Genomic DNA, 15,464 nt, shown 5'->3' with positions numbered 1-15,464 from the left:
CTGCCCGCATCCCGCCCGGACGATGCCACCGGACACCCCGAGGGGCCGCGAACCCACCGGCGCGAAGCGGAGGCAAAATGTCACAGCATGCCTTCTGTTTTCAGTGCGATCATCGCCGGTCAGCTGCCGGGACGATTCGTGTGGGAGGACGACGAGTTCGTCGCCTTCCTCACCATCGCCCCGGTCACTCAGGGTCATACGCTCGTGGTTCCGCGCCAGGAACTCGATCAGTGGCAGGATCTCGATCCCGCGGTGTTCGCGCGGATCAACGGGGTCGCGCAGAAGATCGGTCAGGCGGTGCGGAAGGCGTGGGACGCACCGCGCGCCGGGCTGCTGATCGCGGGGCTGGAGGTCCCGCATCTGCATGTGCACGTCTTCCCGGCGTTCGAGTTGAGCGATTTCGACATTTCCGGCGCGGACGCGAATCCGAGCCCGGAGTCGCTGGACGAGGCGCAGGACAAGATCAAGCAGGCCCTGCGCGACCTCGGCTACGGCGCGAACGTGCCCGACTGAGTCACTCCCGCGTCCGGGGCAGGCGCACCGCGAAGGTGGTGCCCTGCCCCACCGCGCTGTGCACCGAGACGGTGCCGCCATGGGCGGCGACCAACGCCTGCACGATGGACAGTCCGAGTCCGGTGCCACCGCTGTCGCGGCTGCGCGAGGTGTCGGTGCGGTAGAACCGCTCGAAGACGCGATCGGCCTCCTCCGGCGGCAGTCCCGGTCCGGTATCGGCGACTTCGATGACCACCTCGTCCGCGGCCGGGGTGAGTGCGACGGTCACCGCCGCATCCGCTGGAGTGTGGATGAGGGCATTGTTGACCAGATTGCCGAGGACCTGACGCAGCCGCGCCTCGTCGCCGTGGACCTCCAATGTTCCGGTACCGGGCCGGATTTCGAGATCGATCGGCCGCCGGGGCTCGTCCGGGCGCTGGGCCGCGTCGACGGCCCGGGCATTGTGCACCGCGTCGCTGGCCAGGGCCAGCAGATCGACCGGCCGCCGTTCCACCGGCCGCTGCGCGTCGAGCCGGGCCAGCATCAGCAGATCTTCCACCAGCAGGCTCATCCGATTGGATTCACGTTCGATGCGATCCATGAACAGCGCCGGATCGGCCAGCGCGCCTTGCCGATACAGTTCGGCGAATCCCTTGATGGTGGTCAGCGGGGTGCGCAGTTCGTGGCTGGCGTCCGCGACGAAGCGCCGCATTCGCGCCTCGGAACGGCGCGCGGATTCCTCGGAGGCCTCGGTGGCGGCGAAGGCGCTCTGAATCTGGGTGAGCATCCCGTTGAGCGACTGCGACAGCCGATCGACCTCGGTATTGCTGCCGCGCACCGGAACTCGGCGGTGCAGGTCGCCGCCGGCGATCGCGGCCGCGGTCTTCTCGACCTCGCCCAGGGGCCGCAGGCTGCGCCGGATCACCAACTGCGCCACGACGGCGAGCACGGCGAGCACGATCGCGCCGACGGCGACCTGCAACCCGATCAGGCGGTCGATGATGTTCTCGGTTTCGGTGAGCCGCAGCGCGACCACACTGGACCCCTGCGGGGTGACGACTTTGATTGCGCGCCAATGTTCGTCGGGATCGCCCACCGAGCCGACGGTTTCGGGATGTTTGGACAGGTCGGCGGGAGTGGCCGGTACCGTCGGGCCGGAGCTGAGCAGCAGCCGCGGGTTGCCGGTCGGCCCGGTCACCTGCACATAGAACAGCGCGGGCGGCCGCTCCCGTCCCGGCGGTAGCGGTAGGTGCTGTGGCGGCGGCGCATCCGGTCCGGCCCAACTGTGGGCGGCGTCGAACAATTGCCGGTCCACCTTGTCGATCAACACATTGCGCATCGCGGAGGTCACCGCGACACCGGAGACGAGCAGCCCCAGTCCGGCGAGGCATACCAGAGCCAATACCAGCGTGACACGCAGCGGCACGGCCGCCAGGCGACGAGAGATCCGGTGGCGGATACCGGTTTTCGGCGCAGCGGCCGGTTCGCCGGTGACGCCCTCGGAATCGTCGCCACCTCCGGATTCGGCGGCCCGGGCGGCGGGAGCCACCGCCGATTCGGTCGCGGCCGCGTCGTCGTGCGCGCGCTCCCGGACCGCTCGCGGCTCGCTCATTTCGCGCTCGACCGGCTACGGCTCGGAGCACGCATGACATAGCCGACGCCGCGCAGCGTGTGGATCAGCCGATCCGGTCCGGTGTCGACCTTCTTGCGCAAGTAGGAGACATAGGTTTCCACCACGCCGACCTCCCCGCCGAAGTCGTAGCGCCAGACGTGGTCGAGAATGCGGGGTTTGCTCAGCACGGTGCCGGCATTGACCATGAAATAGCGCAGCAGCGTGAATTCGGTGGGCGACAGGGCGACCGGCTCCCCCGCCTTCCAGACCTCGTGGGTGTCGTCGTCGAGTTCGATGTCCTCGAATCGGATTCGCGAGGATTTCGTTTCCTCCACCGCGTGTCCGGATCGGCGCAGAATCACCCGCAGCCGCGCGACCACCTCCTCGAGCGAGAAGGGTTTGGTGACGTAGTCGTCGGCCCCGAGGGTGAGGCCGGTGATCTTGTCCTCGACCTCGTCGCGGGCGGTCAGGAACAGGACCGGCGCATCGATGCCGTCCGCGCGCAACCGGCGCAGCAGACCGAAGCCGTCCATTCCGGGCATCATGACGTCCACGATGAGAGCATCGGGCCGGAACTGCTTGGCGCGGTCCAGCCCTTCGGCGCCGTTGGCGGCCGTGGCCACCTCGAAGCCCTGATAGCGCAGGCTCACCGACAGCAGTTCGACGATCATCGGCTCGTCGTCGACCACCAGCACCCGAGCCTCGGGCGTCCGATCGCCAGCCACAGCATTCATGTCGGCCATCGTCTCTCGCCCAGCCCGGAATGCACTGAACGTTGCCTGGGAGTTTCCTGCGAGCCGCCTGCGCGGCAGGTCGGAGAACGGGCCGGCCCGCCGATCCGGGCGGCGCCTCCCGGATCGACGGGTCGTGGTCGAGGCCGCGCTCACGAGCCGGTGGCTGCCGTACTCGGGCGACTGCTCACGGTGCGATTCCTAGGCCGCGGCCTTCAGATCCGCGCTGAGCTTCTTCGCGTCGGCCTTGATCGTCTTCAACGTGTCGGCGGCGGAGCTGCCGTCGAGGCTGTTCTTCACCTCGGCCTGCTGCAGTTCCTGGCGGAACTTGTTGAACTCCTCCTTCACCTTGGCCGGGACGGCCGGCTCGCTGTGGGTGAGGGTGTCGATGTCCTTGTCGAGCGACTTCTCCAGATCCTCGGGCTTGTCGGTGTCCTGAATCTTGGTCAGGACCTTCTGGATCGCGTCGACGGAGGGCGCGGCCGGCTGATCGTCATCGCCGTCCTTGTGCTGGCCGGCGCCGAACGCCGAACCCGTGGACAGCTTCGGCGCCGAGGGCGCGCTGCTGGTGCTCGGCGCACTGGAGGGAGCCGAGGTGGTGTCAGCCGAGGCGACGGAGGCGGTGGCGCCGGCCATCGAGACCGTGAGGGCGGCGAAGGCGGTTGTTGCCAGGATCCGGCGAGTGGCTGCGGTCATATCGAGGGTCATCTCCCAACTTCGGTGTTTTTTTCATCAGGCGTTGCCCGGAATCTGCTCGGATTCGAGGTACTTGCCGAACCGAGCGGCGGCAACGGGGCCCGACGCTAGGGGGATGATTCGGACCGGTGCAATCGAACAAAAAGGAAACCGCCAGGTCGGCTTCCGAGGTTTAGCAGGGGATTTGCTGTCGACTTTTCGGGCGTTCATCGCCGGGTGACGAGTCGTTCACTTTCATCACGACAGGACGGCCCGGATGTCCGCGCTGCGGCTGTCCCGGCCGGAGAAATGCGTCGAGGCCCTGCCTTCACATCGAAGACAAGGCCTCTCGCACCAGGTCAGCGGGCCGAATACCGGCGTTCACCGCCGGCCGGACCGGCCAGAGCCCCCTGTCGGGATTGAACCGACGACCTTCGCTTTACAAGAGCGGTGCTCTACCACTGAGCTAAGGAGGCGGAAAAGCGGTGCAATCATAACCGGGTCGCGGCCGTCCGGAAAAAATTCACCGCGGGGAACACGCGAGCACGAGCGCCGCGGCTGTACGGTGCCCGGAAGGGCAGCGCACAGCCGCCGACACCGTCGCGTCGCGCAGTATCGTCGACCGCGAAATCAGGACTGGGCGCCCTGCCGGGCCGCATCGTCGGCGGCCATCGCGTCACGCAGGCTCTTGGGACGCATGTCGGTCCAGTTCTTCTCCACGTATTCGACGCAGGCAGCGCGGCTGTCCTCGCCGAACACCACTCGCCATCCGGCCGGCACCTCGGCGAAAGCCGGCCACAGGGAATGCTGCTCCTCGTCGTTGACCAGAACGAAGAAGCGGCCGTCCTCGTCGTCGAAGGGGTTGGTGCTCATTTCACCTCACTGGATACTGGCGCTTGTGTACGGGAACGCGCTGTGTACGGACTCTCGCGGGGCGCGGGCTCGGCCGGAACCGATGCCGACCGGAGCCGAAGCCCCCGAGCGATGTGTCGACACTAGCAAGACCGACGTTACGCGTTGGTGGTTACCTCGAGCCCGCGAAGAAATCGAGAAGTATCTTGTTGACCGCCTCCGGGCGCTCCAGATAGCCGTAATGCCCGGCGTCGGGGATCTCCTGGTAGCGCGCGTCGGGAATCACCTCGGCCAGCTCCCGGGTCAGATATGCGGGAATCATGCGGTCGTCGGCGAATCCGATGGACAGGCACGGCACCTTGATCCCGCGATAGGCCTGCAGCCGGTCGAAATCGTGGTCCATCCGGCGCTGCGCCCGGATTCCCGGGGTGACCGGTCCGCCGGTGAATTCGAACAGATCCAGCCAATCGCGGGCCGAATTCGGGTCGGCCATCGTCGCGGGAGAAAGATTCATCACCGCGGTCACGGCGGCCTCGTATTTGGCCGGCAACTGGACACCGGAGGCGTCGAGTTCGTGTTCGCCGAGCGAGAGCGTCTTCTGGAATTGATCGAGCCGCGCGTGCCCGGCCATGAATACCGCCTTGCGCACCAGATCGGGCCGGGCCAGGGCGAGTTCCTGCGCCACCCGCGCGCCCATCGAGGTGCCCGCCACCAATGCCGGACCCTCGTCCAGATATTCGATCAGCGCCGCGGTGTCGGCGACCAGTTCGTCGATGGTCATCCCGTCGGCGGCCTCGTAGGAGGGCGCGATCCCGCGGTTGTCGAAGGTGCAGACCCGATAACCGGCCGCGACCAGCGCCGGAACCTGATGCAATTCCCACACCCGGCCCGGACTCCCGGTTCCCATGATCAGCACGACCAGCGGGGCAGCTCCCTTGGTGTCGGTGCCTTTGGCCTTGTCTCCCTTCACCTGGTAGTTCAGCGAGATTCCATTCACCGTGGCCAACGGCATATGCTGCGACCCTTTCGACTCGATTCGTGCGGCGGGCGAAATTCGCCTCCCTATCAACGGTATAGGTTCACGGCGCCCGGATGTTTCGCCGGTGTGACCGGCCTCGCCGACTCCCGTTGCGGTTGGGCACCGGTCGAGACCAAGCCGACAAGCCGTCTCGACGCGCCCGATACCATTGACAGCGCACGGCGCCGACACCACGACGGTCGAAACCAACCGCCGTGCCACGACCCCGAGCCGAGAGGACACGATGATGGCCGCGAAGAGCGCCAACGACATCGCGGACGACGACCTGGAACCGCTCGCCGACGAGACCGCGCGGCAGGCACAGCGCGTCGTGGCCGCCTACGCCAACGACGCCGACGAATGCCGGATGCTGCTGTCGATGCTCGGCATCGGCCCCAGCAACCGAGCCGAATAGGGCGAATCGCCGCTTCGGCCTGCCCCCACAACTAAAATCCCGAGCCTGATGCGTCAGGGCCCGGAAGCGGCAGCGGATGCACAACCACGCAGGACCGCACCTGGCTCCGACCAGTCAGCCTAGCTCCGCCTTTCGGCGACCGGAGGATCCAGCAGTGGACCAGATGAGCGAAAATCGCACCGCCCGACCTCGAGACGCTCTGCCGGAAACCGAATCCGCACCAGCGGATCGTCCCGGCGGTGCCGGGTCCGGATTCGTCGTCGTCGCCAACCGGCTTCCGGTGGATCTCGAACGCCTGCCCGACGGCACCACCCGCTGGAAGCGGAGTCCCGGCGGCCTGGTCACCGCGCTCGAGCCGGTACTGCGCAACAACAACGGCGCCTGGGTGGGCTGGGCGGGTGTCCCCGATGTGGACGTCGACCCGATCATCGAGGACGGCCTGGAGCTGTATCCGGTGCCGCTGACCGCCGACGAGGTGGCCGACTACTACGAGGGATTCTCCAACGGCACGCTGTGGCCGCTCTATCACGACGTGATCGTGCGGCCCGAGTACCACCGCGACTGGTGGACCGCCTACGTCGATGTGAACCGGCGCTTCGCCGAGTACACCGCGAAGGTGGCCGCGGAAGGTGCGACGGTCTGGGTGCAGGACTACCAGTTGCAGCTGGTTCCGAAGATGCTGCGGATGTTGCGCCCGGATCTGACCATCGGCTTCTTCCTGCACATCCCGTTCCCGCCGGTCGAGCTGTTCATGCAGCTGCCGTGGCGGACCGAGATCGTGGAGGGCCTGCTGGGCGCCGATCTGATCGGCTTCCACCTGCCCGGCGGCGCGCAGAACTTCCTGTATCTGGCGAGAAGGCTTGCCGGACAGCCCACTTCGCGCGGCACCGTCGGCGTGCGCTCGAAACTCGGTGTGGTGCAGGTGGGTTTCCGAACCGTGCGGGTCGGCGCCTTCCCCATCTCGATCGCCTCCGCCGAGCTCGACGAGCTGTCGCGGCGCCGCTCCGTCCGTGAGCGGGCCGCCCGGATCCGGATGGAACTGGGCAATCCGAAGCACATCCTGCTGGGTGTGGACCGGCTCGACTACACCAAGGGCATCGACATCCGCCTGGCCGCGCTGCAGGAACTGCTGCACCACGGGCGGCTCGACCCCGCCGAGACGGTGATGGTGCAGCTGGCCACCCCGAGCCGCGAGCGGGTGGAGAGCTATATCCAGATGCGCGGCGACATCGAACGCCAAGTCGGCCGGATCAACGGCGAATTCTCCCGTGTCGGTTACCCTTTCGTGCACTATCTGCACCGGCCGATCCCCCGCGACGAGCTGATCGCCTTCTTCGTCGCCGCCGACGTCATGCTCGTGACGCCGCTGCGGGACGGCATGAATCTGGTCGCCAAGGAGTACGTGGCCTCCCACAGCGGGCTCAACGGTGCGCTGGTCCTCAGCGAATTCACCGGCGCCGCAGCCGAATTGCGCCAGGCCTACCTGTGCAACCCGCACGATCTGGACAGCGTCGAGAACGCGATCATGTCCGCGATCGAGGACGATCCGGAAACGAAGCGCCGCCGGATGCGTTCGCTGCGCCGCCAGGTCCTGGCCCACGACGTCGACCGCTGGGCTCGCTCGTTCCTCGATGCCCTGGCCCAGGACCGGGTGGCCGGTAGTGCGCTGCTCACCGATGCGGATGTGGATCCGGGCGGTCGCTGACTCTCATTCGATCGCACAGCGATCGGCCTCATTCGATCGCACAGCGATCCGAGGCGGGGTACACCCTTCGAACCGACCGTCCGGCTGCCGGATCCGGCGCCCATGCCCGAACTCGGTCCTGGCCTCCGCCGGGGCCGGCTCGCCGCGTATCGCCGCCCCCGGATTCCGCCGCACCCGCCGGATCAGCGCACGGTCGCGCTCGTGCGGCACAGGCGCGCTTCACCGGCGGGAGATCCGAGCCATCACCGAAGTCGGTGTCGACCACCGATCCCGCCTCGGAATCGCTGTGCCACCGACGGTATGGATGAACCCTTAACGGGGATAACGGGTTTCGCTTAACGGACTCAGATCGGGGTGATGGAGTCGACCAGCCAGTGACTGCCGTCCTTGTCCAGTGCGACGCGGACCCGGCTGGGCGTCACCGTGCCCTTCGGTGAATCCTTGCCGGTGGTCACCTGATTCAGGTACAGCAGCACGACCGCATGCGAACGCTCCGCGGAGACCACGCCGGCCGCCGAGGTGGTGGCCTGGACGGTGAGTTGCTTCTCCTTGGCGCCGGGCGCGATCGCCTGCTGGATCAGCTTCAGGTAGTCGCTGCGGAACGACGGGGTGAGATTGTCGGCGGATTTCGGCAGTTCGGTGTCCACGGTCTTGAAGTCGTAGGTGAATACGGACTCCACCGCATGCCGGGCCGCCGCCACCGAATCGGTGCGAGCGTGTTCGACCTGACGATCGGACCAGTATCTGTACCCGGTGAACGAGGCCATCGCCACGGCCGCGACGAACAGCACGGCCGCGGCCGCGAACAGCGCGGGGCGCACCACGTCGCTCGGACGATTGTCATCAGGCATATTCCGGCCCTCCGTGGTTACGCGAGCTGCCGCCTCCGGGCCTTGTCCGCTCATGCGGTGTTCCTCAGGCATGATCGGGGCCCTCCGTGGTTACGCGAGCTGCCGCCTCCGGGCCTTGTCCGCTCATGCCACGAACTCCACCTGCGAGGCGGTGATAGTGCCGCTGTCGTCGCGGTTCACCGTCACCCGGAAGCGGTAGTACCGCTCCTGGGGGTCCTTGGAACCCGCGTTGGTCAGTGTCTGCTTCGCCGCCACCAGCACCTTCGCGGTGTGGTCGTCCTGGCTTTCGACGGCGGTTTCGATGATCTCCCCGCTGGCCTTCACCTTGGCCTGCTGCACCACCTGCGCGTAGGCGTCCTTGCGCTCGGAGTACTCCTGTTTGAGCTGGCCCGAGGCGACCGACAGCACCCGGTCGATGTCCTGCTTCGCGGTGTCGTCCTTGATATTCGTCAGGTTGAGGACGGCCTGTTTGGCGGTCTGCACATACTCCGCGCGCTGATCGTCCTGGGCGTGCACCTCGTGCTGGTGATATACGAAGAATCCGCTCGAACCCACCAGCAGGATCAGCGACAGCACCGCTACCACGGCAGCGGCCCAGCCCAGCGCTCCGAGCTTGCGCTTCCCGGCCGCACCCGCGGCGCCTTCCGGATCGCCGATGGCCGCCGGGTTCTCGGGGTTCTCGGTGGTCTCGGGCTTCTTCGCGTCCTCCCGCTGCTCAGCCGTTTCGAGTCGCACCGTGGCATCCGTCTCGGCCGACGCGGCATCGGCACCAGCTGCCGGGCTCGCTTTCTCCGCGGCGGTCGCGAGTTTCCCGTCGGCGTCGACGCCGGAATCGACACCTTTCGCGGACGCGACGCGGGTCGGCGCGACGGTGCCGAGCTGCACGGTGGCATCCGCGACCGGCGTGCGCTCGGTCCGTTCGACCGCGATTCCGTCGGTCGGGGCGCCTGCCTGCCGGCTGGCCCGCCGCCGGACCCGACCGGTGGGTGTGGAATTGGATTCGCTCATGTCCCGCCTCCGGTCGCATCGCACATGCCGGGTTCTCGCCGATTCGGCTCCGCCCTGCCCGACGCGCTGTCGTGGGTGATTCGCTCGCTGCGCTTGCTCACTTCTGTTGCTCCTCGAGCATCGCCTGCCAACTGGACGGTACCGTGCCCGATCCGTCCGGGCCCACATCACCCTGCCGGTAGGTCCGGCCGTCGGGTCCGGTGAAGGTGTGGTTCTTCAGGTCGTAGCTGCGCAGTGCGGCGGCCGGTTGCGGCAGCGCGGCCGGGGCGTCACCCGGGTTCGCGGCCGGTTCGCCGGACGGGGTCACCGGATGCGGATCACCGAACGGCGGGTTGTCGCCCTCGGGCACATAACCCTGCGGGTCGTGGCACAGCTCGGGGCTGGGCGCGCGCTTACCCGGGACGTCCGCGCACGGGGTGTTGCGGATACCGCGGACCGCTTCCTTCGCGTTCTGCGCCACCTTGCAGTACAGATTCGGCGGGGTGTCCGGGGTGTCCTTCAGGGCCGGTGAGCGGCGCTGATCCGCCGGCAGGAAGCCGGTGGTGCAGCCGGGCGGATCGTTGAGCCCGAGCATGAAGTCGACCATGGCGCCGTACTGCGTGGGTCCGCGGATGACGGTCAGCAGCGCGGAAACGAGCTGTGGATAGATCACCAGGATCTGTTCCATCCCGGCGTGGTAGGTGACCCCGACCTGGCCGACACTGGTCAGATTCGACAGCAGCAGCGGCAGTGTCGGTTGCAGATCCTGGAAGGTCTGCGAGACCTTCTGCGCGGCCGCGGGGGTGCGGTCGAGTAGTTGCCCCAGCGACGGGTCGTGCTGCCGTAGCTGGTCGGTGACGGTCGCCAAATCCTTTGTCCACGAACGGATCGCGGCGTCGGATTGGTTCTGGGTGTCCAGCAGCGGACCGATCTTGTCGAGCAGGTCCTTGGTCTCGTTGGTGTTCTTCTTCGCCTCCTGCACCAGCAGCGAGGCGGAGTCGATGAACCTCTGCAGATCCGGGCCGGCGCCGTTGAATGCGGTGAACGCGTCGTCGATGACCTGCCGCAGCTTGGTGTCGGCGACGCTGCTGAGCAGCCGGTCGGCCTGATCGAGCATATCGCCGACGTCCTGCGGAAGTTTGGTGCGCTGCACCGGGATCACCGAGCCGTCGTGCAGATTCCCGCCGCGCGGATTCTGCACCGGCACCAGATCCACATACTGCTCACCGATCGCCGAGACGCTTTTGATGTAGGCGTCGACATCGCTGGGGATCTTGTAGTCGCTGTTGATCGAGAGCTTGGCGTCGACCCCGTCCGGGGTCAGCTTCACATCCTGCACCTTGCCGACATTGGTGCCGCGATAGGCCACGTTCGCCGTCGGGTACAGCCCGCCGGTGGCCTCGAGTTTCACCGTGACCTCGTATCGGCCGATGCCGACCATCGCCGGTAGGTGGACGTACACCCCGGCCATCACGACCAGACCGATCACGGTCAGGATCGAGAAGATCACCAGCTGGGTCCGGACGAATTTGCTGAGCTTCATCGGCCCGCACCCCCTTGTTGCGGCGCGGGCACCGTCAGCCCGGGTATGGCGGGCAGGTTCGGAATCGGCGGCAGGCCGGGAATGCTCGGAGTCGGCGCCGCATCGGGGGCGGGCGGTGGTGGCGGCTGCATCGGTCCGGTCACCGGGTCACCCTTACCCATCGCGGTATCGGGCGCGATGGTGCCGAGTGCGCCCTCGACGCCGCCGAAGCGGCCGCCCAGTGGCGTCCCGGTCAGGAAGTTGGAATCCAGCCGGGCGCCGGTGAGGTCGACGGTCATCAGCAGGTTGAGGTAGTCGCCTTTGAGCGCCTTGTTCAGATTGCGCATCGGGAACGGGAAGGTGAGCAGGATCTGCAGGGCGTCGGCCAGTTTCGTACCGGTGTTGGCCAGCGATTCCAGCGCCGGATGGACATTGGCCAGGTCCGCCTTCAAATTGTCGCCGCTCTCGGCGATGACCCGGCTCACCACATCACTCAGATCACCCAGGGCGGTAATGGTTTTGGTGATGTTTTCGCGGCGATCGGCCAGCACGGTCAGGGCCGGGTGCAAGTCCGTGACCGCGCGGGTCAGCTGATCCTTCTGATTGTTCAGCTGCCCGGCGAAGCGGTCCAGCCCGCCCATCGCGTCGATGATGTCCTTGGTCTGGCCGTCCAGGGTGCTGGTCAGCTGGGCCAGCTGCGGCAGCAGATCACGAATGGCGTCCGAGCGGCCGGAGAAGGTCGCGTTCAGCTCGTGCGTGATCGTCTCGAGTTGCGAGATACCGCCACCGTTGAGCACCACCGACAGCGACGACAGGGTCTGCTCGGTGGTGGGGTAGACCCCGGCCCGGGCCAGTGGAATCACATCACCCGGCTTCAGTTGTCCTTCCGGCGCAACATCTTTCGGCGCCGACAACTCCACGTGATTACTGCCGAGCAGACTGGTCTGACCGATCTCGGCCACCGCGTTGGCGGGCAGGCGCACGCCCTTGTCGAGGCTGACCGTAACCAGCGCATGCCAGTCCTCGACCTGGATGTTCTTGACCGTGCCGACCGTCACGTCGTCCACCTGCACCGGCGAATTGCGGGTCAGCGTGGTGACATTCGGCATCTGGATCTTGATCTGCCAGGCGCCCTCACCGGTTCCGGCCGCACCGGGCATCGGCAGCGTGTTCAGGCCGTCCCATTCACATCCGGTGGCGCCCAACAGGATCACCAGACCGACGGCGGCGCCGGCGAGCCGCACTCGTCCGCGACGCATCATCGCCCTCCTCCCGGAATCGCCAGACCGACCAGACCGCTCGGCACCTCGGACGGGGCTTGGCCGGGCGCCGGATATTCGACGCGGTCGGCCAGATCCGGAGTCGAGAAGGTCAGCTGGCTGGGGAATGCCTGCTGGCCGGAGGCCGGATTCACCAGCAGCGGCGGATAATTCATCATCAGCGAATTGATCACCGGCGCCACCTGCTGTTTGCACAGGTCCGCGGTCCGCTGCGAACCGTTGTCCTCCAGCGCCTCGACGGCACCGCACAGGAAGGCGAACGGATTGCGGAAGTTCGGCAGCACCACCGCACCGGTCAGGGTGCCCTGTGCGGGCTTGTAGATCTGGTAGAAGTTCGACAGCGCGACCGGACCGGAATGCAGGACCTGCTCGATCTGCGGGCGCTTGTCGGCCAGGATCTGCGTCACCTGGGCCAGATGCTGCACACTCTCGGTGAGCTGTCCGCCCCGCTCGTCGAGGAAGCGTTTGACGTCGGCCACCGCGGAATCGAGATTGTCCAGACCTGCCCCCAGATCGTCGGAGACGCCGGACAGGACCGAGGACACCGAGGCCAGCCGCCCGCCGAATTGCACGATCTGCTCGTTGCTCTTGGACAGCACGTCGACGAACTGCTGCAGATTGCGGACGGTGCCGAACAGGTCGGTGCGGCCGTCGGAGAGGGTGTTCAGCGTGCTGGACAGTTCGTGCAGGGTATCGCGCAGCGCCTGGGCGTTGCCGCCGGCGAGATTGTCCGAAGCGGTATCGATGAACCGGCCGAACGAGCCCTGTTGATCCTCGCCGATGGGCCCGAGCGCCTTGGACAGTTTGGTCAGCTCGGCCTTGATGTCGTCCCACTCGACCGGCACCGCGGTGTGCTCGACCGGAATCACGCCGTCGTCGTGCATCTTCGGGCCGCCGGTGTACACCGGCGCCAACTGGATGAAGCGGGCGGACACCAGATTCGGTGACACCGTGACGGCCTTGGCGTCGGCCGGGATGTCGATGCCGCGGTCGACGGTCATCACCACCTTGGTCGTGTCCCGGCCCGGCTCGATCGAATTGATCCTGCCGACCTTGACGCCCAGCACCCGCACGTCGTCACCCGGATACAACCCGGTGGTGGACGGGAAGTAGGCGGTGATGTGCGTCTTGCCGATATTGGTCACCGCGCCGTAGACGATCCAGCCCGCCAGCGCCACCACCAATACGGCGGCCACGACGCGGGCCCATTTCGGCACCTTGGTGATTCTGCGAATCGCGTTCATCGCGGCGGCTCCTGGATCGCGGGCCCGATCGAGGGCGGCGGGGTGGTGAGGTACTTCCAGAACGATTCGGGCACGTGCTGCGGCCACACCAGCGCGTCGACGAGCGGCTGCAGCGTCATACTCGTGGCGTTGGAGACGTAGGCCTGGAAGTACGGACCGGAGCCGACCTCCTCACCCAGCGCCGCCTCGAACGGACCGAGCGCGTCCAAGGCCTTGCCGAGGTTGTCCTTGTTCCGCTCCAGCAGTTGCAGCACCGAATTCAGCTTGTCCAGCGTGGGTTTCAGGCTCTGCTCGTTGTCGTTGACGAATCCGGTCAACTGCTGCGCCAGCCCGTTGACGTAGACGATCAACTGGCTCAGCGCGGTGCGGCGGGCGTCGAGCTCGCCGAGCAGATTGTTGCCGTCCAGCAGCAGGGCATTGATCTGATTCGACCGATCCGAGAGCACCTTGGTGACGTTCTGCGCATGCGACAGGAGTTCGGTCAGCGCCTTGTCGCGCTTGTTCAGGCTGCGCGAGAGCTGAGTGACCCCGTCCAGGGCGGACCGCAGCGGCGCCGGGGTATCGGCGAAGGCGCCCGACAGCGCGTCCAGGGTTTGGTTGACCTGATCGGTGTCCAGGCCCTTGACCGTGTTGGACAGGTCACCGAGGGCGTCGTTCAGCGAATACGGAGAGGTGGTGCGGTCCAACGGGATCGGCTGGTCGCCGCGCAGCGCGCCCGGACCCTGCGGGTCGACCTCCAGGGATTTGCGGCCGAGGACGGTATTGGTCTTGATCGCCGCGGTCGTCTTCTCGCCCAGCACGATCGATTCGTCGAGGCTGAAGCGCACCTTCACCTTGGGACCGTCCAGACTGACATCCTCGACCTGACCGGACCGGACGCCGGCAACCTGCACCTGATCGCCGGTCATCAGCCCACCGGCATCGGCGAAATAGGCGGTGAATTCCGCACCGCTGCGGATGAACGGCAATCGGTCGAACTGCAAGGCGGACAACGCGATCGCGACCGCCAGGACGACGCCGACGACGCCGTGTTTGATGAGCGGGGACGTTTCGTTCACTTGGTCGAACACCTTCCGGTCGTCTGCAGACCGGGCAGATTCACATGCATCGGCTTACCGTCCGGGCCGTCCACGAGGAAATTCGTTCCGCACACGTACATGTTCAGGAACGATCCGTACGAACCGAGCCGCACCAACTGCTTGTAGGTGTCGGGCAGATGCTGGAGCACCCACTCGACGTCCTCGGACTTCTCGTCGAGATTGCCCGACAGGCGGCCGAGTTGGTCGAAGGTGGCCTTCAGATCCGGTCGCGCGGTCTTCAGCAGTTCGGTGAGGTCGCCGGTCGCCCCGGCCAGCCGGGGCAGCGCCGCGCCGATCGGATCGCGGTCTGCCGCAAGGCCGCTCACCAAGCGCTGTAATTCGGTCAGGGTGGTATCGAATTCCTTGTTGTGGTCGTCGATGGTCGCCAGCACCGATTTCAGGTTCTCGATCACGCTGCCGATCAACGCGTCTCGATCGGCCAGGGTTTTGGCGAACGAGCCGGAGCTGTTCAACAGCGCCACCAGGGTCCCGCCCTGGCCCTGGAAGACCTGCAGCAGCGCCTCGGTCAGGGAGTTGACCTGCTGTGGATCGAGGCCGCGCAGCAGCGGCTTGAAACCGCCCAGCAGCATGTCCAGATCGAGGGCCGGCTTGGTCTTGTCCACCCCGATGGTGCCACCGGCCTTCAGCACCTTCGCCGTGCCGGGAGCATCCATCAGTTCCAGATAGCGGTCACCCACCAGATTCTCGTACCGGATGGCGGCGTGCGTGCTGATGTAGAGCTTGTACTGGCGATCGACGTCGAAATCGACATGCGCCAGATGGTCCTTTCCGACCTTGACACTCTTCACCGAGCCGACCGGCACACCCGCGATCCGCACCTTGGAGCCGGGCAGCATGCCCGACGAACTGGTGAACACCGCGTGGTAGCCGTGTTCCCGGGCGAATCGCATCTGCGAGAAGATGACGACCAGCATGCCCAGCACGAGCACCATGACCAGCGTGAAGATACCGAGTTTGACGCTCGTCGCGTGCGGTTTCAG

At 66.6% G+C, this 15,464-nt stretch carries 15 protein-coding genes and 1 tRNA gene; 3 read left to right on the top strand and 13 right to left on the bottom strand.

All coding sequences use genetic code 11. From position 1 onward, the window contains the following. Positions 1-87 precede the first annotated feature (87 nt). Positions 88-513: an HIT family protein gene (locus ON37_RS02705; protein WP_040716156.1), complete on the top strand. Its 426-nt coding sequence runs from the start codon at positions 88-90 to the stop codon at positions 511-513. A gap of 1 nt (position 514) precedes the next feature. Here ON37_RS02705 and ON37_RS02700 read toward each other — a convergent pair whose 3' ends face one another. The 6 genes from ON37_RS02700 to ON37_RS02675 form a co-directional block, all read right to left on the bottom strand. Continuing rightward, positions 515-1,918: a sensor histidine kinase gene (locus ON37_RS02700; RefSeq protein ID WP_040716258.1), complete on the bottom strand. Its 1,404-nt coding sequence runs from the start codon at positions 1,916-1,918 to the stop codon at positions 515-517. Positions 1,919-2,100: 182 nt separating this feature from the next. Continuing rightward, on the bottom strand, positions 2,101-2,838 hold the full coding sequence (locus ON37_RS02695) for a response regulator transcription factor (RefSeq protein WP_083892681.1): 738 nt from the start codon (positions 2,836-2,838) through the stop codon (positions 2,101-2,103). 198 nt (positions 2,839-3,036) lie between these two features. Beyond that, positions 3,037-3,531 (bottom strand): hypothetical protein, encoded by a 495-nt coding sequence (locus ON37_RS02690; RefSeq protein ID WP_157171331.1) that lies wholly within the window; start codon positions 3,529-3,531, stop codon positions 3,037-3,039. A gap of 383 nt (positions 3,532-3,914) precedes the next feature. Continuing rightward, a tRNA-Thr gene (locus ON37_RS02685) sits at positions 3,915-3,986 on the bottom strand. Positions 3,987-4,140: 154 nt separating this feature from the next. Next, on the bottom strand, positions 4,141-4,383 hold the full coding sequence (locus ON37_RS02680; protein WP_011207082.1) for an MbtH family protein: 243 nt from the start codon (positions 4,381-4,383) through the stop codon (positions 4,141-4,143). 151 nt (positions 4,384-4,534) lie between these two features. After that, positions 4,535-5,374, bottom strand: a complete 840-nt coding sequence (locus tag ON37_RS02675; protein ID WP_040716147.1) for an alpha/beta fold hydrolase — start codon at positions 5,372-5,374, stop codon at positions 4,535-4,537. A 253-nt stretch (positions 5,375-5,627) separates the two neighbouring features. On the opposite strand from ON37_RS02675, the gene ON37_RS33395 reads away from it, so the two are divergent. Both ON37_RS33395 and ON37_RS02665 read left to right on the top strand, forming a co-directional pair. Then, positions 5,628-5,795 carry a hypothetical protein gene (locus ON37_RS33395; RefSeq protein ID WP_168441184.1) on the top strand — a complete coding sequence of 56 codons (168 nt, stop codon included), beginning with the start codon at positions 5,628-5,630 and terminating at the stop codon, positions 5,793-5,795. 163 nt (positions 5,796-5,958) lie between these two features. Next, complete coding sequence (locus ON37_RS02665; protein WP_051031075.1) at positions 5,959-7,500, top strand: alpha,alpha-trehalose-phosphate synthase (UDP-forming); 1,542 nt, start codon at positions 5,959-5,961, stop codon at positions 7,498-7,500. Positions 7,501-7,844: 344 nt separating this feature from the next. Here ON37_RS02665 and ON37_RS02655 read toward each other — a convergent pair whose 3' ends face one another. The 7 genes from ON37_RS02655 to ON37_RS02625 form a co-directional block, all read right to left on the bottom strand. After that, positions 7,845-8,351, bottom strand: a complete 507-nt coding sequence (locus ON37_RS02655) for an Rv1363c family protein (protein ID WP_040716140.1) — start codon at positions 8,349-8,351, stop codon at positions 7,845-7,847. 123 nt (positions 8,352-8,474) lie between these two features. After that, positions 8,475-9,359, bottom strand: coding sequence for an Rv1363c family protein (locus tag ON37_RS30745; protein ID WP_051031069.1), 885 nt, complete (start codon positions 9,357-9,359; stop codon positions 8,475-8,477). A 97-nt stretch (positions 9,360-9,456) separates the two neighbouring features. Continuing rightward, complete coding sequence (locus tag ON37_RS02645) at positions 9,457-10,881, bottom strand: MCE family protein (RefSeq protein ID WP_040716136.1); 1,425 nt, start codon at positions 10,879-10,881, stop codon at positions 9,457-9,459. Next, positions 10,878-12,122, bottom strand: a complete 1,245-nt coding sequence (locus ON37_RS02640) for an MCE family protein (RefSeq protein ID WP_040716133.1) — start codon at positions 12,120-12,122, stop codon at positions 10,878-10,880. Before ON37_RS02640 ends, ON37_RS02645 begins: the two co-directional genes overlap by 4 nt. Next, on the bottom strand, positions 12,119-13,384 hold the full coding sequence (locus ON37_RS02635; RefSeq protein ID WP_040716132.1) for an MCE family protein: 1,266 nt from the start codon (positions 13,382-13,384) through the stop codon (positions 12,119-12,121). Before ON37_RS02635 ends, ON37_RS02640 begins: the two co-directional genes overlap by 4 nt. Next, positions 13,381-14,442 carry an MCE family protein gene (locus ON37_RS02630; protein ID WP_040716130.1) on the bottom strand — a complete coding sequence of 354 codons (1,062 nt, stop codon included), beginning with the start codon at positions 14,440-14,442 and terminating at the stop codon, positions 13,381-13,383. The genes ON37_RS02635 and ON37_RS02630 overlap by 4 nt, the downstream gene beginning before the upstream one ends. After that, the gene (locus tag ON37_RS02625) at positions 14,439-15,464 is read right to left on the bottom strand and encodes an MCE family protein (protein WP_040716247.1); all 1,026 of its coding nucleotides are present in this window, start codon (positions 15,462-15,464) and stop codon (positions 14,439-14,441) included. The genes ON37_RS02630 and ON37_RS02625 overlap by 4 nt, the downstream gene beginning before the upstream one ends.

This window comes from Nocardia veterana NBRC 100344 (assembly GCF_000308855.1).
Lineage (GTDB): Bacteria > Actinomycetota > Actinomycetes > Mycobacteriales > Mycobacteriaceae > Nocardia > Nocardia veterana.
The sequence above is the reverse complement of the archived record's forward strand: the minus strand, read 5'-3'. Positions and strand labels throughout refer to the sequence as shown.